Consider the following 20376-nt stretch of genomic DNA (forward strand, 5'->3'; position numbering starts at 1 on the left):
CCCTCAGATATGGTCGCGTGGAATCGTCTCGTTCCAGCTCATGCAGCACACCCGCGTCTCGCCCTCATAGGCATCGAGTTCGGCGCGGATATAGAAATTGTCCTCGTCCGACGTCAGGCAGGTATAGGTCCAGGTCTTGATCTCCCAGTCGTCGCGCTGGAGCGTCCGGGTCCACTCGGTCGTTCCCCTCACACTGGTGAAATCGCCCGTGACGGCTGAATATTTCTCCACGGCATGGGTGCCGACCGTCAGGTCGATATCGTCGAACCGGAACAGGCCGCGATCGTCGAGGACCTCCAGTTCGGAGCGTTGCTCGGCAAGATCGTGATGGACCAGCCAGCGATGCTCGCCTGATTTGTACACCGTGGTCGAGGGCGGCTGCGCGCAGACCGGAGGATCGAAGCTGGCCTCCGCCTCGCCGCCGATATTCTTCGTGCGGCAGGGCAGCAGGAGTCGGCTATTGGCCGAATAGACTGTGAGCTTGGTGGACTCCGGCGGGGTCCAAGCCATCGGCCAGTAGACGGTGGAGACGGAAACCCGAATCCGATGGCCCTTCTCGAAGCGCTGAGCGATATGATTCAAGGGCACCTTGACCTTGTATCGCTTGCCCGGTTCTAGCAATTCGGGGTGCTCACGGGTGTCGCGATGGGTGAGGTTGAGCAGTCCATAGGTCACTCGCGTAATCTGGTGATCGGGCTGGAAGTCCGACAGACGCACCGCAACCATGGCGAGCGGCTTGTCGCTCTCCAGCTCAAGTTCGACGACCGGCTGACCGAGAATTTCCACATCCTCTTCCAGCTCGTGGGTCTGGAAGATCAGTCCGCCGCCGTCCTCGGAGCGCTGGTCACCGGCGAGATCCGGCCCGTTGGCGTAGGAACACCATTTGCCGGCGAACAGTCCCAGCGTGACCGGGGACTGGATCTTCATGCCCACCTCCTCGGTCTCCTCCTGGCTACCTTCTTCGATGAGGCGGCGTCCGGTCCCGAAGCTGTAGGCGCGAGGTTCGATATCCGGGCTCGGCCAGTCGGCCTCGACCACCCAGCGGCCCTTGCGGTATTCGTACTGCGGATTGGGCGGGGCGGAGTCCTGCATGTAGGCGCACAGCATATTCTCGTCCTCCATACCGCGGTCTTTGCCCTTCAGCCAGTGATCCCACCAGTCGAGAAGTTCGCCGAGAAAGTCGATCGCCGGCCCGGGGCTTCCGATATGCGGATAGGTGTGACCCCAGGGTCCGACGAGGCCCTTGCGCGGCACGTTAAGATTTTCCATGAGGTGGAAAACGGTATTGGTATAGCCGTCGGCCCACCCTGATACCGCGAAGACCGGGATCTTGATGTCGCCGTAATGCTCGGCAACCGAGCCGTGGCGCCAGTAGCTGTCGCGGCGCTGATGCTGCAGCCAGGTCTTCAGCCACAGCCCGCTGCCCTCCAGCCGCTCCATCCACATGTCCTTCCAGCGGTCACCGACGAGCGCCGGGTCGGGCGGCATGGTGTTGTAGGAGAACATGACGCCGGCCCAGGACAGATTGTCGCCCAGCAGCGTGCCACCCATGTGGTGGATGTCGTCGGCATAGCGGTCGTCGCTGGAGCAGACCGTAACGATAGCCTTGAGCGGTTCGGGCTGCATGGCCGCGATCATCAGGCCGTTGAACCCGCCCCAGCTGATACCCATCATGCCGACATTGCCGTCGCACCAGTCCTGCTCGGCCAGCCAGTGGATGGCAGCCACACCGTCATCCAGCTCGCTCTGCAGGTACTCGTCGGTCAGCACGCCCTCGGACTCCCCGCTACCGCGGATGTCCAGACGGACGCAGGCATAGCCGTGCCCGGCGAGGTATTTGTGCGTGATCTCGTCGCGCTCAGTCGAGCCGAAGCGCTTCCGATAGGGGATGTATTCCAGGATCACCGGTACCGGATCGTCGCCTGAATCCTTCGGGCGCCAGATGCGCGCGGCCAGCTTCAGGCCGTCACCGACCGGGATCCAGACATTCTCCTCTTCAATGATCTCGCGGGGAAAGTCGGATACTGTTTTCATACGTCCTCCGGGAGCGGTTTGATGTAGATGGGAAGCGAATCCAGGACCCGCTGATACGCATCCTCCAGCATGTCCTCGTCGTGGCCGCCGAGGAAAATGTCGGCAAGCTCGTACGAATAACTGTCCTGGAAAAACATGTCAGAGAGGCGCTGATCCTTCACGACAAGAACGTTGGCGTCGATATCCGGCAGAATGCGTTTCAACTCCGCGATCTCTTCGGCACTGGGCACGCGCTTGACGATGCCGTCGGCCTCGAAGCTTCTCAGCATGAACTTGCCGGCGATGGTGTCTTTTCCTTCGCGGTGAGGCATGTCCGGCTCGAGCCCCATCGACAGCTCGATCGCCACCTTCTGGTGCGCCGCGCCATCGACCATATGGAATAGGGGAGAGTGGGATTTGGAGATTCGGGCGTTGATCTCGAGCAGGTGCAGGTCGCCGTTTTCGGGATCGTAGAAGAATTCAACATTGAACGGCGAGCCGTCATAGCCGATCGCCGACATCATCTTGCCGGTGATGTCGGTGGAGCGCTCGATAACTTCTTCGGGCAGATCGGCGGGATACTGATAGCGCGAGAAGCTGGACGCGTGCTCACCCTCGCGCAGGGATTCCACCACGCCGTAGATCCTGGTCTCGCCTTGCCAGACATAGCCTTCCAGCGTGAACTGGCGTTTGGCCGAAATGAGTTGTTCGGCTACGGCGAAATTACCGTCGATCCCGTCGAGCTCACTGTGGTCCTCTAGCTTGTCCAGGAAAGCGTTGAAAGGCTCACCGATCAGGTGAATTTTCTGGCGGCAGGCTTGCAACGCCTCATCGAATCCTCCCTCGTCCTCGACCAGAAACCCGAGCACAGAGGAATGGCCTTTGACCGGTTTGAGCCAAAACGGATAGTCTGGCGCGTCTTTTTTCGCGTTTTCCGGCTCGAAGGGATTGATGGCACGAAACTCGCGTGTGCGATCGAGAAAGGTCTCTTTCTGCTTCAGGAGTGCCCAGTACTTGTGCTCACATTTCGCGACCGCCTCGGGACTCGCACCCGGCATGCCGTAGTCGCGCCGCAGCAACGAAACGAGCGAGGTCACGGGAAAATCGAGATAGCCGATGATCGCGTCCGGCTTGCCGCCATGCTCGTCGATGATGGATTTGGCACGCTCGTAAAGCTCGTCGAAATCGATGCTGCCATTGGTCGGCTGGACGTCGGAATATTCAAGTGTGCGGATCAGTTCCCAGTTCTCTGAGCTTGGGATTTTCTCGATCAGGGAGAGATTGTAGTCGTCGGCACCGACGACGAAGATTTTTTTCTTGCCGCTATCGTTCATGTGTAATATCCACGTGTTCGCTAGATTTTCAGCAATATAGGAGCAGTGTAGGACAAATTAGCAGTATCTGACAAATTAGTACTATGCACTTACCCCTCGTTACAGCTAATTATGCATTAGCGAAATAGCGCAGCTGCGGTTGATGATATATCCATTTCTATTTTGGAAAGAATTGCCAAGGAAGTATGGAGTAGGGCTCGTAGTTATTAGTCAACGCCCTCTGAAGTAAACAAAACTCTCATAAGTCAGTGCAGCAATTTTATTTCAATGCGGTTAACCAACGCAGACGACCATTGGCGAAAACAAAATTCTCAGTAATAGGCCTAATATAGTCAGCTAAAGTTGCTGACTATATAGAGCTAATGACAGGGTGTGCGAAAAATGACAATGACACGTGCGAACTACAAAAGTAAGTACTTCGTATGGCTATTATACTGATATTGATATGATTTAACATAATATACATTATACGCAATTAAGTATTTAAGCGAATAGCTACTGAGTTCGGCTCGTTTTCCTTAGGTCTTTAAAACGCTCTTCGATTGTTTCCTGGTTGGTTTTGCCAAGGGATGAAATAAGCTCCGCCAATGCAGGAAACGGAACTCTGGCATTGGTTATTGACGGTATCGTGACAGGATGACAAAACGACAATGTTGCCGCCTAAGTTGTAAACTTTGGCTTTCAGTCGCTCGAAAGCCTGTTGTCGGCTTGCCGGTTGGTTATCACTTTCGGACTGGCAATCAGAGGCTGAAGTAATTCCTAGCGCCTCGGCGCCAGTTCCACTTAATTGATAGTCATCCAGCTGCCTTACATAAGAAGCTTTATAACTTTCAGGAAATAATGAACCGTCGGGAAAGCTTTTACAGCCGAAAACCACTAGGCTTAAAAGAAAGACAGAACTAAGTTTGGCTGAACGCATGTTTTGCTCCATTTTTTAATTACCATAGCAAAACTCTCTCATTTAGCCATTTCTGTTATCATGTCGTTATTGCAAGTTAAGAGAAGAACAATTCAATGAAGCTAGACTATTTGGCATTGCAGCCACAAACCAAGGAATGGCTTAAAGAGCTACCTGCTGAACTGACTGAAAATGCGCTGGTTGGACAGAAACGAGCCGTAAATGCACTCGATAACGCGCTACGCCAGCATGGCACCTACTCAAACATCTATGCTTTATTTCCGCCTGGGTTACTAAAGCGAGACATTCTCGATGCCTATTTTAACGATAACCATTGGGAGTTTACCTGTTGGTACGACTGGCTCTACCTGGCGAATCCATCTGATCCGTTACGTCCGCTATGCGTTAATCTACCGTCGGGCACCGCGGAAACTGCCATCAAGGCTATTTGGAGCTTTTTGCAGCGACCGTTGGATCAACGCGATGAGGCATATAAAAGCATTATCGAGAAATTTGATACGCATAAGCTGCGTGACTATATGCAGCAAATTAGAGATAAAAAGGCAGAGGATATTCAAGGCGAAAGCCTGGCGTCTGTTCTGGTAGGACACGAGCACCCTGCCCCTTATTATTACTGTGACAGAGTGACTGAAGAACGGTTGTTTGGTCACATTGGCGTACAGTCTGTTGAGGGAACGGTCAGTTCAGAGCTGCATTTGATTGAATCAGGTCTTTTGCATAAGGCAAATGGCGGTGTTCTGGCCATAGAGGTGGTTCAGCTACTTGAGAATATAAAGCTTTGGAAACGCTTGAAAGATGTGATTGAAGGCGGTGAGTTTGAATGGCCACGTCAGTCTCCCGATTCAGGAGCCGCTTTTTTCTATCGCCCTGAATCGGTACCCATCAACATCAAAATTATTTTACTGGGTTCTCGTAATGAGTATGCGCAACTGCGCGAATACGATGAGGACTTCGATAATTTCTTTCCATTTTTGGCGGATTTTCATGGGCATTATGCCACCCAAAATGAGCCTGTTGCGCCCTACTTCAACTATTTACAGTACGTTTGGCAAATGGCGGATGTTTTGCCATTAACTACTGATGGTTACTCTGCGCTACTCCGCGTTTGTGCGCGATACACCGATTACCAGCAGGAACTGACATTAAATACAATACAACTATTGCAGCTACTTCGTGAAGCCAACGATTGTGCGTTACAGAACCAACACGCCAATATTGATAAAGCCGCGATAGATTTGGCGCTTCAGCAGCAGCGAGATCGCGAAGGGAATCTTGCAGAGCTAAGTCGCCGCAGTATTCTTGAGCAACAGGTTCGCATTGATACGCACGGCACCGCTGTTGGTCAGTTAAACGGGCTTACTGTAGTGACTATGGGTGGCAGTGAATTTGGCGAGCCGTCGAGAATCACTGCAACTATCCATTATGGTGACGGGGACATTATTGATATTGAACGAAAGTCGGATCTCTCCGGGAATATCCATACCAAAGGCGTCATGATTTTGAGCGCTTACCTTGCCAATCAGTTCGCGCGGCATGAGCCGTTATCGGTTTCAGCAACCGTAGTGTTTGAGCAGTCTTACTATGAAGTTGATGGCGACAGTGCATCGCTTGGTGAACTTTGCTGCTTAGTTTCAGCGTTAGCAGAACAGCCGGTAAAACAGTCCCTTGCCATTACAGGAGCCATTGATCAGTTTGGTAATGTTCAATCCATCGGTGCGGTTAATGAGAAAATCGAAGGCTATTACGCCCTCTGCGCTCATCGTGGTCTAAATGGCGAACAAGGCGTTATTATTCCCCAGTCTAATAAACACCAGTTAAACCTTAACGATGAAATTGTCGAAGCGGTTAAGAACGGTCAGTTTCACGTTTATACCGTGGAGCATGTAAAAGAAGCCTTGGAGTTATTAACCGATACCCCTATTAAGGCGCTTTTCCAAAATGTTCGCGACCGAAGTCTGGATAGTTCCGGTAGTGACGTTCCTCTTAGCTTTTGGCGCCGAATTTTTGGTTAGAAAATAACTTGTCGGATTTGTTTAGCGTACAGTTGTACGCTAAACTGCGCCCTAGTTTTTTCAGAATAATTATTAGGGTATTTATGAATCAGTCGAGCTTTACTCGCGAAGAACTTTTAGCCTGCAGTCGTGGGGAAATGTTTGGCCCAGGTAACAGCAAGTTGCCAGCGCCAAATATGTTAATGATGGATCGTATCATAGAGATTAATGAAGACGGTGGCTCGGCCGGGAAAGGCTTTATTCATGCTGAGCTTGATATCCATCCTGACCTTTGGTTTTTTGATTGTCATTTTAAAGGTGATCCGGTAATGCCCGGCTGCTTAGGGCTTGATGCAATGTGGCAGCTACTTGGCTTTCATCTGGCATGGTCAGGTGGTCCAGGACGCGGGCGTGCTTTGGGGGTTGGTGAAGTGAAGTTCACGGGCCAAATATTACCAGAGCACAAAAAAGTCAGTTACTTCATTGATATGACGCGAGTCATTAAACGCAAGTTATTCATGGGCGTTGGTAATGGTCGTGTAGAAGTCGACGGTCGTGAAATTTACACTGCCAAAGATTTAAAAGTGGGCTTGTTTACCGATACGTCTACTTTCTAACTCTCTTAGAAAGAAAAAAACGCCGATACGAAATGGCTATCGGCGTTTTAGTTGATCAATTCTAATCATTAAACCTGACAATTAGCGGAATAAACCGGTACTCCTGGCCTCCATTGCGTCTCGCCAACCTCCCAACCAGTGGGAACGAAAATCATCTTGGGTTTGATAAGGACAGTTGTCTTTTGAGCGGCCATGCAAACCGGCTTTAAAGCCTTGAGTATGTGCTCTTTCAAAGCGATCACGCTTTTGTCTTTTCATAAATCTATCCCTCGCCTGTTATTCACAGATTATTATTTAGAGAGTTGAGACACTTTTTGTTGCCTCATTACTATTGATAGACTTATTTGAGGAGAGTTCAATTGTAAAAGCAGCACAGTGTCCATTGACTTTTATTAACAAGTTGAAACTGTGCTACTTTTTAGTTGGATTACTTTTATGATTTTTTGGTCTTAAGAAAAGCTCTTCTTCTTATTCCGGTAATAAGTAAACCTAAGGTGCTAAATCCTAATATCGACCAAAGCCCTATAGCAGCACCTTGTCGCTCAATTGGCTCTTCATTATTAGTACAGTTATTAAGCTCACCAGAAACAGGGTCCAGCTTAACCGTTACCAAAATCTCTCTGGTCTGGATTTCACCGTCAGAATCTGTATATTCCTGTGACTTGAGGGCCGTTGCGATGATTTCACCGTTATCGGTAATGTCATTAGCGTCAACAATGTTATAAGGACTGTCACAGCTTATTGTATTATTTAAATCAATGAACTGAGGGGTTTCAGCGTTCATGTTGTAGTAGAAGCCTGCGCGGGCCCGCACCTGAGATAAGGTTGGATCAACTTCTGCCGTCCCGACCATTTCACCATTGTCGTTGATGCTACGAATAACGGTTGATGACCCATTAAAGAAGCTACTCAACTCTGTGAGTTCGCGGGCTTCTACATCGTAATAAAATCCGTAGCTACGCAGAGTTCCAGCAGGTCTTTGGGTCAAATAGCCAACAGCTATTCCATTATTATTGATATCCGTTGCAGCTCCCCACAAATACTCAGGGTTCTCCGTTACCGGTAAAGCCTCACCATTCAGGAATATTGCCGGCATGCGGATTGCACCGCGACTGGGGTGATAAGTCCAGCTCTGGCCTACTGCCACCCTATTATTATTCACTGCGTATCCGTAACTGGAGAAATCGCGCTCGTCGTCACTTTGCCTTTCGACTAACGTGGGAAGTTCCGTTTGGGAAATAACTTCGCCGCTCGCATCAAACTGCCATAACTGCCCGCGAATATCATAAATGGAACGTCCTGCGTTATAGCCGGAACGTGCTCGATTGTAGTTATAAGGGCCACTGTAACTTGTCGTTGCGGCTATATTAGACGCATCAGCAGTTTGCAGGTTTCTCCAAAGACTCCATACACAAACATATAATGGCTGTGCTGCGCTGGCATTTTCAGGATCTTCACAGTTTTCCTGAATTTGCGTTGTTGCTGCCGGGCTCAATGCCACACTTTCGTAGCCTACAGCAAGTCCATTATCATTAATATCAAATACAGCGCTCTCACCGCCTAGATAATCGGTCGCCTGAGGCGTGACCAAGGCTGATACGCCATTATTGAACCATACGCCACGTGAAAGGAAATCCGCTTTGAAATACTCGTCGGTAACTTGCTCATCCTCTGAGTTTGTATAGGTGTGCTGAGTAATTTCGAATGGGCCCGTCGTGACACCGACTGCTGTGTTTGCATTATTAATCGAATAGAAATAGCTATCAACGCTACTAGCAAACTCAGATTCGCTTACCGGTGCGGCATCGACTGGATTGCTGGTGCCGTTATAAATGACGGCCTGATCTAATCCAATTCGCTGATATTGAAGGCTATTGTTAGATAAATTTGAGAGGTTATCCACTATGACCTGATATTGTTCGTCAGTTAATGGCTCAGTACCTTCCGGGTCATAGCCAATTTGTGACAAAAGTTGATCAGGCACGTAATTAAAATCTATTTCAATATTTTCGGGAAAACGTGCAACGCCAACAATTTGACCGCTGGCATTGATGCCTTGCGGTACACTGCTTCGATAATTGCTTAACGTCTCAATCGGCTCAACTTGATAAGTGTCAGCTACGGCAGCAAAAGACATTGTAGAAACTATCGCTGCGGTAAGTGTTTTTAATGTAAATGATTTTTTCATTATTAACTAACTACTCTGTTCTGATAAATTTTCCAGTTCTTCCCAGCGCTCCAGATCCTGCATCAACTGCCCTTCTATATCGGCAATTTGATTCATTACTGGTTCTGTTTTTTCTAATGGCTGTTCAAAGAACCCCGGTTCATTCATTAACTTTTGTAATTCTTCAAGTTTCGCTTCTTTCTCAGCAATAACTTTTGGTAACTGTTCCAGTTCGCGTTGCAGCTTATAGGATAACTTCTTCCTGGGCTTGTCTGAACCTTTGTCTGCAGTTTTCTGCTTGTTTTGCGAACTTTTGTTGCTGTCTGACCCATCTGCTGATGCTTTGGTTCCGCTATTTGCAAATGAATTTGCCGGCTTGGCTGCTAAATAGTGGTTTAATTCTGTAAAGCCGCCAATTATTTCCGTGATAACGCCTTCACCTTCGAAGTACAGCACGCTGGTTGCCGTGTTATCTACAAATTCCCTGTCGTGGCTAACGAGCAGAACTGTGCCTTGATAATTGGCAACAATCTGCTCAAGTAATTCTAAAGTTTCTATATCAAGGTCGTTTGTCGGCTCATCAAGTACCAGTATATTGCTCGGCTTTAGTAATATTTTCGCCAGAAGTGCCCTATTTCGTTCTCCACCAGATAGCGCTCGAACAGGAGTTCTCGACTGTTTAGGTGTAAACAAAAAGTCCTGCAAGTAGCTCAGAATATGGCGGCTACGCCCCTGAAACTCGATATCCTGTTTGCCATCACCAACGTTATCCATAACGGTTTGCTCAGGATCAAGTTGCGATCGATGCTGATCAAAGTAAGCAACTTCCAGATTGGTGCCAAGTTGAACCCTACCGCTGTCCACCTCCTGCATACCAAGAATGACTTTAATCAGCGTGCTCTTACCGCAACCGTTAGGTCCTACAAAAGCAACTTTATCGCCACGCATTAACAACAAATCAAGGTCATTAATAATAGGCTTTTCACCAAAGCGCAGCGCCATATTTTCGCCTTCAAATACCTTCTTACCAGAGCGAGAAGACTCGTTCACTGATAAGTTGGCCTTACCCTGAAGCTCACGTCTTTGTTGTCTTTGCTTCCGTAAGTCCTGAAGTGCACGAACCCGACCTTCGTTACGAGTGCGGCGAGCTTTAACGCCTTGGCGGATCCAGGTTTCTTCAGCCGCCAACTTTTTATCAAACTCGGCGTTATGGCTTGCTTCAACTTCCAGCGCTTCCTGCTTTTTCTGTAAGTACGTATCGTAGCTGCCCGGATAGCTCGTTAAGTGGCCCCTGTCTAAATCAATAATGCGTGTGGCCAAGCGACGAATAAAGGCCCTATCGTGACTAATAAATAACACAGCTCCTGAGAAGTTGACAATTTGCTCCTCTAACCAACGCACCATTTCAATATCTAAGTGGTTCGTCGGCTCATCTAGCAGCAGGATATCCGGATCGACGACCAGAGCCCGGGCTAAAGCGACACGTCGCAACCAACCACCCGAAAGAGCGGCCATAGTTTCATCAGCCGGTAATTGTAGCTGAGTCAAAACCTGCTCTATGCGCGTGTTAACCTGCCAGCCATTGATAGCATCCAGTTGGTTTTGCAACTTATCCATTTCATCAAGAGTGGCACTGCTGGGAGAGTCTGTAAGGCTCGCCGATAGCTCGTGATAACGAGCCAGCGCCTTTCCCGACTCCGCAAGCGCCTCGGCAACATAGTCAAACACACGCTGTTCAGATTGTTTCGGTGGGTCCTGGGGTAAACGGGTGACTTTGGTATCACCAACCCATTGTATTTGACCCGAATCTAAAGTGACCTCGCTATCTATTGCTTTCAGAAAAGTCGATTTTCCGGCACCATTGCGGCCCACTAAACAGACTCGCTCACCGGCTTCAATAGTAAAATCAACACCATCTAAAATGGCATCTGCGCCAAAGGCAAGGTGTGCATCTTGTACACGTAATAAACTCATTGCTCTACAAACTCCAGCAATTGATTAGCGTCGAAAGGCCAACGCAGCTCGGCGTCGTCCTTTCCTCGAATAAAGACTGGCACTAACCAGCCGTACTCATCTTGCAGTTCTTGCTGTTCGGCAATGTCGACCACCCCAAGCTCAACGGGCTCATCCAATGATAGCGAATGCAGTAACTGAATAGCCTGAGTACAGAGCGGACAATTCGATTTTACCAACAAATAGAAATCTGACATTACTTACGCTCGAGAAATAATAAAATAGTGATGAATTCCTTTATGACGTTTAAAGTCTTCTGGTATCGAGGCCTGAGTCTGATCATTCACCTCAAGGCCAGCTTTATCTAACCCTTCAATATCAATTTTGAATTTTTTTCGATTGTTAGAAAACAAAATAACGCCATCTTCTTTAAGCATCCCTGTAGCAGTTTTTATTAAACCGACGTGATCACGCTGTATGTCCAGTGTTCCGCTCATCCGTTTTGAGTTACTAAAAGTAGGCGGGTCGAGAAATATCACGTCAAACAGTTGCTTGCCGCGTTGCTCTCTCATCCAGCTAAAACAGTCAGCCTGGATGAATTCGTAGTCGCCTTTTAAGCGGTTCAGGGCAAAATTACGCTCCCCCCACTTCAGATAGGTTTTCGACATATCAACGGAAACCACACGGGCTGCACCTGCCCTTGCAGCCTGAACTGAAGCGGTGCAGGTGTAAGCGAAGAGGTTTAGCACATCCAGCTCTTCGCATTTATCCAATAACTCTTTGCGCACCAATCTGTGGTCCATAAACAAGCCAGTATCAAGGTAATCGGTTAAATTCACTTCAAATTTGGCGCCGTACTCATTAACCGTTAATACCGTGCTGTCCTGCGATTGCTTCTCATATTGCTGCTTACCGCTTTGGCGCTGGCGGCGTTTTAAAATAATTTTATCTTCTGATACTGGCAGAGCTGAACTTAAGGATTCCAGCATGAACCACAAGCGATCATTAGCAACCCCTTCAGGAATGTCTTTTGGCGCTGCATATTCCTGCACTACAACGTAATCCTGATAGATATCGATAGCGGCGTTGTACTCAGGAATATCGGCATCGTAGACACGCCAAGAATCCAGCCCTTCTTTGTTAGCCCACTTGCTTAACTTTACGAAATTCTTTTTAACCCTGTTAACCAGGTCATCAGCTTGATTTTCAGCGAAGTCAGGTTGCTCTTTAGTTAAGTCGTAAAGCGCCAGGTTAACCGGGATTGCGCCATTAAGTAATGGATATTTCTTATGACTGCGCAGTTTTAATCGTTTTAGCAGTTGTTCATCACCAGCCAATACCGCGATATGCCAATTTTGAAAAGCATCTTTTAACTGTCGGCCAAAACGGCGATATAGGAGTAGAGTTTCTACCGCCTCCCCCAGACGTTCCCCGTATGGTGGATTACAAACTAATAAGCCAGCTCCCGCCGGGGCTTCACAACTTGTGGCATCGTCAACTTCCCATTCTATAGACTCATGCAACAACAGACGTTTGGAGTTGTCTCTTGCTTTAGCCACTAGATGAGGATTGTTGTCTGATCCTTTTAGCTGTCCTTTAAACGCCCTTTTACCCATTTTGAAACGTTCTTCTGCCTGCTCTAACACGTCATGCCATAGTTGCGGGGAGTGGTCGTGCCAAAACAAGAATCCCCAATGTGCACGGTTCAGGCCCGGAGCGTGGTCCATTGCCATCATGGCGGCCTCTATCACCAAAGTACCGGAACCGCAAAATGGATCAAAGATCACTGGTTCACTTTTTTCGAGCTCACTTTTTATGCCGGCACGAAGCAATATGGCCGCTGCCAGGGTTTCACGCAACGGCGCTTCGCCTTGTTGCAAGCGATATCCCCTTCTATGCATGCCTTCGCCGCTAAAATCTAAAGACCAGGTTAACTTATCTTTATGCACGCGCACCGCTATGCGAATATCTGGGTCTTGCTTATCGATACTGGGACGTTCGAACCCGCTATCGCGGAAGTTATCAACTATGCAGTCTTTAACGAGTTGCGCACCGAACTGAGTATGTCGAATGTCGTCGTTACCGCCTGAGAAGTCGACAACAAACGTTTTATTGGCATCAAACACCTTACTCCATGAAAACTGAGTCAGTGACTGCTTGATGTCATTCAGACTGGTGACTTCTTTCTCGCCCAGCTGCAATAGCATGCGGCTTGCTAACCTTGACCACATAGCCACCGTATAAGCTTGCTGCAAATCAGCCTCAATATAGCAACCAGCCAGCGTTTGCTTAAGGTGACTTAAGTTAAACTCTTGCAACTCATCGAACAAAAGTCCTTCAAGACCTTTGGAGCACGCAATAAAAAAACGATACATAGAAACTTCGCCTAAAAAATTAAGGGCACAATTATAACGGAGAGCTTACTGACTGTCTGTAATTCAAGCTGAAATAAGAGAATTACCGAGGAAGTGATTAATAAAGCAGCAGTTGAACCGTGTTTGTATAAATACTATTCACTTGGTTGAAATAAAGCTTGCGCGGCATAAGTTATGACTATACTATGCGCTCTCATTCGGACGCGGGGTGGAGCAGTCTGGTAGCTCGTCGGGCTCATAACCCGAAGGTCGTAGGTTCAAATCCTGCCCCCGCAACCAATGTCCTCATAAGAAATTTCAGCAGTAACCTTCCTAAGAATAGATTCAAAGCACAATCTTTATATCAAAGACCAAATTTATACCGAAAAATTAAGCCAACTGCTGTCCCCAGTTTGATTGGGCTGACATGGCCAAATCCACTGTTGCCGGTAAGAGTCTATTTAGCGTGACCTTAATGACATGGTATTGACGCAAAGACTTAATGGCAGAAAGCTGCATACCTTTATTTAACAGTAAGCAGGTTGCAAACTCATCGTCCGCTTCAAGAATGAGAAATAAGCCTTGGTCAAACCCTGAGTTGAGTTCGCACAAGCTGCGCTCTGCGGGCCATTCAGTGATATCAGACTTCTGGAAATGCCAACTCTGCGGCATTTGGGGCTTACCAAAGCGCTCCCACGCTGCCGCATTAAGAGCAGCCTCAGCAGGTTCGCAAGGTATTTTATCTGCAGGGCAAGATTCTAAGACTTCACTAACTTTTTGGAATGTCGTCGCGTCTTCAATATCCATGAGTTGCTCGCTAAAATGGATATTAACTAACTGACTCGGTTTATAAGGTGTTTCAAATACATCGGCTTCATTCAGCTTAACGCAAAGCTTGCCTTTCTCTGTATTGAATAACCATAACCAATGGGATTCCGATTCCACTTTATTAGCCTTTATAATTAGAAAATTTAAGCTCTGCGATAAGATACTAAAGTCACTCAACCATTACAAGTGATTAACAATTGAACGTATCAATGCTGGTCCTTGATAAATAAAGCCAGTATAAATTTGCACTAAGCTGGCACCAGCGTTGAGTTTAGCCTGAGCTGATTCTGCAGAATCGATGCCGCCAACACCTATTACGGGTATTTGTCTTTTCAAAGTTTTACACAAAAGCTCAATAATTCGGGTGCTGCTTTGCTGTAACGGTTTGCCACTTAAGCCCCCTGCTTCAGTCGCTTGCTTGTCTTTTAATCCTTCGCGCGACAGTGTCGTATTCGTTGCAATAACACCATCCATTTTATTTTTTAATAATGACTGCGCCATAATATCGACTTCAGAATCCTCAAGATCCGGTGCAATTTTAACAACTAACGGAACATATCGATTATGTTGGTCCGCCAATTTTACTTGCGCCTCTTTAAGACTCGACAGTAAATTGTCCAAACTAGAACCATGTTGTAAATCCCTCAGGCCTGGCGTATTAGGGGACGAAATGTTAATCGTTACATAATCGGCTAAAGGGTAAACCTTTCTCAGACAAGTCAGATAGTCGTCAATAGCCTTATCTTCTGGCGTATTCTTGTTTTTGCCAATATTAATACCTAACACACCTTTGTATGAGGCGTTTTTGACATTTTTTATTAGCTCATCAACACCATGGTTATTAAAGCCCATTCGATTGATGATAGCTTCGTCCTCAACCAGCCGAAACAAACGAGGCTTATCGTTACCAGGTTGCGCAAGCGGTGTCACTGTACCCACTTCGATAAAGCCAAAGCCCATCTGCGCAAAAGCATCGATACATTCTGCATTCTTATCAAGGCCTGCTGCTAAACCCAGCGGGTTAGGGAAATCGATTCCCATAACCCGCACCGGTTTACTGTCTAACTTCTGCTTCCATAAAAATGACAGCGGCGTGTGCTGCCATTTATGCAAGAGCCCGAGAGTTAATTCGTGCGTTTTCTCGGGATCCTGCCGAAACAGCCATGGGCGAATAACGTTATACATTAACTGATAACTTTCGGTGCGCAATTATGACTTAGCAGCATCAATTCCCGCAAAGCCACCGAGAACTTAGCGAACTCATGACTCTTCGTTGTACGGAAATCTGAAAGCATCTGCTGCCAACGATAAAGCAGTATCTCGTTTTGCTCTATCCACTCGCTGATCATTTTCTCAGGTTCGCTTATATCAGGAGTTGAACGCAACACAACCTGAGTTAACGAACGCTGTTGCCAGTCTAGCTCCTCACGGAACGCCGCTCGAGCAAGCGCTTGCCAATGATTAGCTACAGGCTGATTATTAATCTGTGTCAGGAACCAGTGCAGGTTCATTTCGGCACCTAAACGGAAATACAATGTACCTACCGTTTTGAAAGACTGCCCGGTTTCGTTTGCTACCTCAGCAAGATCTAATGCTGAGAATACCGTACTTAAGCTTGCTACTTGTTTAGCCAGCTTCGCCGGGAATCCATGCTCCTTGTATTTCTCAATGGTTTCTTCAATGACTTTTGCTTCCTCTTCTATCATGTAGTTGAGGCTGTTCTTGCGTAAGTCATTAAACGCACCCATGTAAAAGTCTAAGTGTTCCTGAATACCATTAAGGGCAGGATTACGGTGACGTAGTAACCAACGAGTTGCCCGACGTACCATGCGACGAAGCTGAAATAAAACATCGTTTTGAACTTCTGCTGGTACCTTATTATTTAACGCTTCAATTTGTGCCCAAAGTTCCTCAACTTTAAAACACTCGCGCGCGACAACATAAGCAGATGCCACTTCGGCCACACTTGCGCCGGTAGCTTCTTGCTTGCGGAAAACGAAATTTGGACCCATATCGTTAACGATATTATTGGCCAGTTTCGTGGCAATAATCTGCCCTTTCAGCGGATGTGAGGTCATACTGTCTGAGAAACGCTCACGTAGTGCTTCAGGGAAAGAGTCAAACAGCTCGCGCATGTGATAAGGGTCTTCAGTGATCTCATCCGTGATCAATTGCTCTTTAAGCACCATTTTGCCATAGGCCGTAATGGTCGAAAGTTCCGGACGAGTTAACCCCTGGTTTACCGCTTGACGTTCAACGAGTTCATCATCATCCGGCAAGAATTCAAGCTGACGATTCAGAGCATGTTCGCGCTCAAGATGGTGAATAAAGCGCTGGTACTCTTTAATTTGATCTGAGCCGCGAAGCGCAGTGACAGAAATTGACTGCGTCTGGCGGTTACAGTCGTCGACCACAATTTTTGCGACATCGTCGGTCATGTCATAAAGCAGCTTGTCTCGTTGTTTTTTGGTCAAGTCGCCACTGTTAACCAAGCCATTAAGCAAGATTTTAATATTCACTTCGTTATCTGAGCAGTCTACGCCACCAACGTTATCGACAAAATCAGTATTGACGCGTCCGCCCTTCTGCGCAAATTCAATTCGGCCTAGTTGAGTAAAGCCTAAGTTACCGCCTTCACCAATAATCTTAGCGTTTAGATCGCCTCCATTAACGCGTAATGCGTCATTCGTGCGGTCGCCAACATCACTGTCTGTCTCTGCTTTACCTTTTACATAAGTGCCAATACCGCCGTTCCATATCAGATCGACGTCCATCGTTAAGCAGGCTTTGATGAGCTCGTTCGGCGTCATCGACTTCTTCTGGCTGCCCAGCATCTTTTTAATTTCAGGGGTTAATTCAATGGCTTTAGCTGTTCTTGAAAATATGCCGCCACCTTTAGAAATCAGGTCGCGGTTATAGTCGTCCCAGCTAGAGCGCGGCATGTTAAACAGCCGTTCACGTTCTTCCCAAGATTTCGCAGCGTTTGGCTCAGGGTCAATAAAAATATGCAAATGGTTAAACGCAGCTTGTAAACGAGTATGTTTAGAAAGCAGCATGCCATTACCAAATACATCTCCGCCCATATCCCCAATGGCAACACAGGTAAAGTCGGTCGTTTGACAATTGATACCCATTTCACGGAAGTGCCGTTTAACGGATTCCCATGCGCCACGTGCGGTAATTCCCATTTTCTTATGGTCGTAACCAACGGAACCACCTGAAGCGAAAGCATCACCTAACCAGAAGTCGTATTCCGCAGATATACCATTGGCAATATCTGAGAATGTTGCCGTGCCTTTATCAGCAGCTACAACCAGGTAAGGGTCATCTTCGTCACGACGCACAACGCTTTTCGGAGGAACAATTTCGCCTTCGATAATGTTATCGGTGATATCCAGCAATGCCCGAATGAAGGTTTTATAGCACTCTTTACCTTCAGCCATCATGCCTTCTCTGTCTTCCGGTAACGCCTTGCAGATAAAGCCACCTTTAGCACCAACAGGTACAATAACGGTGTTCTTCACTTGCTGTGCTTTTACCAGGCCCAGTACTTCGGTACGGAAATCTTCACGACGATCGGACCAACGCAAACCGCCACGAGCAACTTTACCACCTCGAAGGTGAACACCTTCGACCCGGGGAGAGTAAACAAAAATTTCAAATTTAGGCAGCGGCAAGGGCATTTCCGGTACCAGTTCAGGTAGGAACTTCACCGAAATATAAGGCTTATCGTTGCCCTGCTCGTCAGGTTGGAAGAAGTTGGTGCGTAAGGCGGCATCAATCAGTTCAACGTAACGACGAATAATACGGTCATCGTCTAGATTCGCCACATTATCCAGCTCGGTGTTAATGCGAGTGTGAAGTGCTTCAACTTTTTTCTCGACGCCTTTGGTGCCCGGTTCAAACTTGCTGAAGAACATCTTGACGAGCAGCTTGGCCAATAAGGGATACTTACTGAATGTACTTTCGATGTAACTCTGGCTGAAAGTGGTACCAATTTGACGCATATATTTAGCAAACATACGCAAAATAGTTGCCTGCCGACCATTCATGCCGGCACCAAGTACCAAACGGTTAAATCCGTCGTCTTCTAATTTGCCATTCCAGACCAACGCAAACGCTTCCTGGAAGGTCTCGCGACTTTCTTCCAAATCAAGTGAGCCTGCCGTGTGGAGCATATGGAAGTCTAAAACCCAATAAACAGCGCCGTCGCCTGTTTTTATCTGGTAAGGACTTTCTCCAATGACACGTAAGCCAAAGTTTTCCAGCATAGGTAAAACATCAGAAAGATGAATAGGCTCATCTTTATGAAATAGCTTGAGGTGCAGATGCTTGCTGTCGTCCTTTTCTTCCTGGGCACGGTACAACACCATACCCAGCTTATGCTCATCATTCAGAGATTCCAGCTGCTTAATGTCGGAAATAGCCACTGAGGGCAGTACGTCTTCTTTATAAGCCCGAGGGAAAGCCGCAGAGTAACGTTTATTTAAACGTGTAGCATTTGCTTCACCAAACGTTGATTGCAAAATGCGTTCAAAGTTGTCTTCCCATGTGCGGGCGGCTTCAATTAAGTTTTGCTCTAGTTCTTTCACGTTCACATCCTGATGGTCTTCGCTCAAACGCACGGTGTAGTGTGTACGTGCTAGCGAGGACTCTGAGAAATAAGTAGTAAAATCAACGTCATATTCTGTTTTTAGGGTGCGTGCAAGAACACTTTGAGTTCTTTCCCTTAACAAGGTGTTGTAACGCTCTTTTGGTACATAGACCATACAGGACATGAAACGTCCAAAAATATCCCGACGAAGGAAGGCCCGGGTCATGTCTCGTTCTTGCATTTGCAAAACCCCGAGACCAACATTCAATAAATCGTCTTCCTCAGCCTGAACAATCTCATCTCGTGGGTAAGTCTCCAGAATATTTAGTAAGGCTTTCGATGCATGAGACTGCGGCGCGAAACCTGACATTTCTAATACACGGGAAATTTTTTCACTCACTAAAGGAATGTCACGAGCACTGTTATTGTAAAAGTTGGCTGAGTACAAACCAATAAAACGGTCTTCGCCTACGACTTCGCCGTCTTCATTAAAGCGTTTTACGCCAATATAGTCTGAGTACGCCGGACGATGAACACGGGACTTAGAGTTAGTTTTTGTTAACAGTAACAAACGGCTATTATGCGTAATTTCACGAGCATCTTCCGGTAAGCTCGAAACCAAACGGCCTTTATCGCTAACAGAGTTTTTCATTAACCCTAAGCTTGAACCTTTTACTTGTTTAAGTTCATAGTCGCCTTTAACCGGGGTCAACTCATAAGAGCGGTATCCGGTTATAGTGAAGTTATCATTGGCAAGCCATTGCAAGAACTGTTGAATCTCTTTCTTTTCTTTCTTTGACCCTGGGTAATAGTCATTATTCAGATGCTCCGACACCGTCTGCAATCGCTTACGCATCGGTTGCCAGTCTTGTACTGCAAGACTGATTTCTTCCATCACCGAAACCAACTCACTTTTTAACGTTTTAATCTCTTGTTTCGTGGTTTGACGATCAATTTCGATAAGAAAAACGGTATCGACATAATTATCATCACTGCGAGTGCCGGGTTTCTGCAATTCAGTAACCTGACCACTTTTATCGCGCTTGTGGCTTAATGGCATGTGAAGAAGTAGATGCGAAGTGATTCCAAGTCGAGCCAGTGCCATACGCACCGAGTCCACCATAAATGGCATATCGCTTTGTATGATCTCAATAATAGTATGTGGCGATTCCCAACCGTCTGTCGGAACTTCTGGGTTATAGACCTTGATTAATGCTTTATCGCCGGGCTTATACTCATTAAAACTGTGCCATAAGCCCAAAACCGCTCCATACATATCGCTGTCATGGCGGTTCGTCAGATCATCACTGGCAATATTACGATATAAGCGCTTGGCAAAATCTGCTACTAAATGCGCTTGAGAGGAAGGAACTTTCTTTTTTATCAATTCAACGACTTTTTCCAGTAAAACCGGAGATTGACTATCGACCAACGACATAATTGCAGAGTCCTTGAGGTTGTTGGTGAAACGTCGCAGGCAAGCCCAAATGCGGCCCACGGCCAGAGAATCTATGATTGATGTTATTGTCGAACATTTAAGCTGGGGTTTCAACGCTTATTCGCGCTAAAAACAGGAGTTTAGACCAGATAGGGTAAGGAAAGTAAT

General features: G+C 47.2%; 13 protein-coding genes and 1 tRNA gene. 3 read left to right on the plus strand and 11 right to left on the minus strand.

Features of this window, described 5'->3' with window-relative positions:
- Window positions 1-3: 3 nt before the first annotated feature.
- The 3 genes from RBK99_RS01790 to rcsF all read right to left on the minus strand — a co-directional run bounded on the left by RBK99_RS01790 (window position 4) and on the right by rcsF (window position 4266).
- Window positions 4-2034, minus strand: coding sequence for a CocE/NonD family hydrolase (locus RBK99_RS01790; RefSeq protein WP_317502931.1), 2031 nt, complete (start codon window positions 2032-2034; stop codon window positions 4-6).
- Entirely contained in the window at window positions 2031-3347 is a 1317-nt protein-coding gene (locus RBK99_RS01795; RefSeq protein ID WP_317502932.1) for an ATP-grasp domain-containing protein, read from the minus strand. The genes RBK99_RS01790 and RBK99_RS01795 overlap by 4 nt, the downstream gene beginning before the upstream one ends.
- A gap of 526 nt (window positions 3348-3873) precedes the next feature.
- Window positions 3874-4266, minus strand: coding sequence for an Rcs stress response system protein RcsF (gene rcsF / locus RBK99_RS01800; RefSeq protein WP_317502933.1), 393 nt, complete (start codon window positions 4264-4266; stop codon window positions 3874-3876).
- A gap of 95 nt (window positions 4267-4361) precedes the next feature.
- Here rcsF and RBK99_RS01805 point away from each other — a divergent pair, with 95 nt between their 5' ends.
- Together RBK99_RS01805 and fabA are read left to right on the plus strand one after the other, a co-directional pair.
- Window positions 4362-6278: a Lon protease family protein gene (locus tag RBK99_RS01805; protein WP_317502934.1), complete on the plus strand. Its 1917-nt coding sequence runs from the start codon at window positions 4362-4364 to the stop codon at window positions 6276-6278.
- Window positions 6279-6361: 83 nt separating this feature from the next.
- Window positions 6362-6874, plus strand: a complete 513-nt coding sequence (gene fabA / locus RBK99_RS01810) for a 3-hydroxyacyl-[acyl-carrier-protein] dehydratase FabA (RefSeq protein WP_317496928.1) — start codon at window positions 6362-6364, stop codon at window positions 6872-6874.
- Between the two features lie 81 nt (window positions 6875-6955).
- On the opposite strand, the gene rmf is transcribed toward fabA, so the two are convergent.
- From rmf to rlmKL, 5 genes are all read right to left on the minus strand, one after another.
- The gene (rmf, locus tag RBK99_RS01815; protein WP_317502935.1) at window positions 6956-7132 is read right to left on the minus strand and encodes a ribosome modulation factor; all 177 of its coding nucleotides are present in this window, start codon (window positions 7130-7132) and stop codon (window positions 6956-6958) included.
- 175 nt (window positions 7133-7307) lie between these two features.
- Window positions 7308-9062: a DUF3466 family protein gene (locus RBK99_RS01820; protein ID WP_317502936.1), complete on the minus strand. Its 1755-nt coding sequence runs from the start codon at window positions 9060-9062 to the stop codon at window positions 7308-7310.
- Window positions 9063-9068: 6 nt separating this feature from the next.
- Window positions 9069-11015: an ATP-binding cassette ATPase Uup gene (gene uup, locus RBK99_RS01825; protein ID WP_317502937.1), complete on the minus strand. Its 1947-nt coding sequence runs from the start codon at window positions 11013-11015 to the stop codon at window positions 9069-9071.
- A complete protein-coding gene (locus tag RBK99_RS01830) occupies window positions 11012-11251 on the minus strand; it encodes a glutaredoxin family protein (protein WP_317502938.1) in 240 nt (79 codons plus the stop codon). The genes uup and RBK99_RS01830 overlap by 4 nt, the downstream gene beginning before the upstream one ends.
- A 3-nt stretch (window positions 11252-11254) precedes the next feature.
- Window positions 11255-13369, minus strand: coding sequence for a bifunctional 23S rRNA (guanine(2069)-N(7))-methyltransferase RlmK/23S rRNA (guanine(2445)-N(2))-methyltransferase RlmL (gene rlmKL / locus RBK99_RS01835; protein WP_317502939.1), 2115 nt, complete (start codon window positions 13367-13369; stop codon window positions 11255-11257).
- Between the two features lie 202 nt (window positions 13370-13571).
- Between rlmKL and RBK99_RS01840 the strand changes: the two genes are divergently transcribed.
- A tRNA-Met gene (locus RBK99_RS01840) sits at window positions 13572-13648 on the plus strand.
- A gap of 90 nt (window positions 13649-13738) precedes the next feature.
- On the opposite strand, the gene RBK99_RS01845 is transcribed toward RBK99_RS01840, so the two are convergent.
- The 3 genes from RBK99_RS01845 to RBK99_RS01855 all read right to left on the minus strand — a co-directional run bounded on the left by RBK99_RS01845 (window position 13739) and on the right by RBK99_RS01855 (window position 20208).
- Window positions 13739-14293, minus strand: coding sequence for a cell division protein ZapC domain-containing protein (locus tag RBK99_RS01845; RefSeq protein WP_317502940.1), 555 nt, complete (start codon window positions 14291-14293; stop codon window positions 13739-13741).
- Between the two features lie 63 nt (window positions 14294-14356).
- On the minus strand, window positions 14357-15361 hold the full coding sequence (gene pyrD / locus RBK99_RS01850; RefSeq protein WP_317502941.1) for a quinone-dependent dihydroorotate dehydrogenase: 1005 nt from the start codon (window positions 15359-15361) through the stop codon (window positions 14357-14359).
- Window positions 15361-20208 carry an NAD-glutamate dehydrogenase gene (locus RBK99_RS01855; protein ID WP_317502942.1) on the minus strand — a complete coding sequence of 1616 codons (4848 nt, stop codon included), beginning with the start codon at window positions 20206-20208 and terminating at the stop codon, window positions 15361-15363. The genes pyrD and RBK99_RS01855 overlap by 1 nt, the downstream gene beginning before the upstream one ends.
- Window positions 20209-20376 lie beyond the last annotated feature (168 nt).

The organism is Idiomarina solivarensis, from assembly GCF_033052755.1.
GTDB lineage: Bacteria > Pseudomonadota > Gammaproteobacteria > Enterobacterales > Alteromonadaceae > Idiomarina.

Bases quoted from the DNA above. Each gene is read 5' to 3' on its own strand.
- RBK99_RS01790 (WP_317502931.1), bottom strand. From the start codon at position 2,034: ATGAAAACAGTATCCGACTTTCCCCGCGAGATCATTGAAGAGGAGAAT.
- RBK99_RS01795 (WP_317502932.1), bottom strand. From the start codon at position 3,347: ATGAACGATAGCGGCAAGAAAAAAATCTTCGTCGTCGGTGCCGACGAC.
- rcsF (WP_317502933.1), bottom strand. From the start codon at position 4,266: ATGCGTTCAGCCAAACTTAGTTCTGTCTTTCTTTTAAGCCTAGTGGTT.
- RBK99_RS01805 (WP_317502934.1), top strand. From the start codon at position 4,362: ATGAAGCTAGACTATTTGGCATTGCAGCCACAAACCAAGGAATGGCTT.
- fabA (WP_317496928.1), top strand. From the start codon at position 6,362: ATGAATCAGTCGAGCTTTACTCGCGAAGAACTTTTAGCCTGCAGTCGT.
- rmf (WP_317502935.1), bottom strand. From the start codon at position 7,132: ATGAAAAGACAAAAGCGTGATCGCTTTGAAAGAGCACATACTCAAGGC.
- RBK99_RS01820 (WP_317502936.1), bottom strand. From the start codon at position 9,062: ATGAAAAAATCATTTACATTAAAAACACTTACCGCAGCGATAGTTTCT.
- uup (WP_317502937.1), bottom strand. From the start codon at position 11,015: ATGAGTTTATTACGTGTACAAGATGCACACCTTGCCTTTGGCGCAGAT.
- RBK99_RS01830 (WP_317502938.1), bottom strand. From the start codon at position 11,251: ATGTCAGATTTCTATTTGTTGGTAAAATCGAATTGTCCGCTCTGTACT.
- rlmKL (WP_317502939.1), bottom strand. From the start codon at position 13,369: ATGTATCGTTTTTTTATTGCGTGCTCCAAAGGTCTTGAAGGACTTTTG.
- pyrD (WP_317502941.1), bottom strand. From the start codon at position 15,361: ATGTATAACGTTATTCGCCCATGGCTGTTTCGGCAGGATCCCGAGAAA.
- RBK99_RS01855 (WP_317502942.1), bottom strand. From the start codon at position 20,208: ATGTCGTTGGTCGATAGTCAATCTCCGGTTTTACTGGAAAAAGTCGTT.